1 pseudogene is annotated in these 304 nt (G+C 64.5%); it reads left to right on the top strand.

Annotated features, from left to right (window positions below):
• Positions 1-304, top strand: a pseudogene (locus BN1800_RS39865) (TolC family protein); the annotation flags it as partial.

Genomic DNA, 304 nt, shown 5'->3' on the forward strand with positions numbered 1-304 from the left:
AACATGTGTTCGTCGCCGAACTCGCCGCAGAAACGGCGAAGGCCCGCCTGGCGGCCCGTCTCGCCAAGGAGGAGCTGACACGGCTGATGGGTCTGTGGGGCTCCGACCTGGACTACCAGGTTCCCAACAGCCTGCCACCGCTACCCAAGGCCGTCGTCCGGCGCGACACCATCGAGGCCGAAGCACTCCGAAACCGGATCGACCTGCAGGTCGCGAAGCTCGAACTGGATGCCACTGCCAGGTCCTATGGGCTCACCGAAGCCACACGTTACGTCACCGACCTCGAAATCCTGACGGGCTTCGA

It is taken from the genome of Rhizobium sullae (assembly GCF_900169785.1).
GTDB lineage: Bacteria > Pseudomonadota > Alphaproteobacteria > Rhizobiales > Rhizobiaceae > Rhizobium > Rhizobium sullae.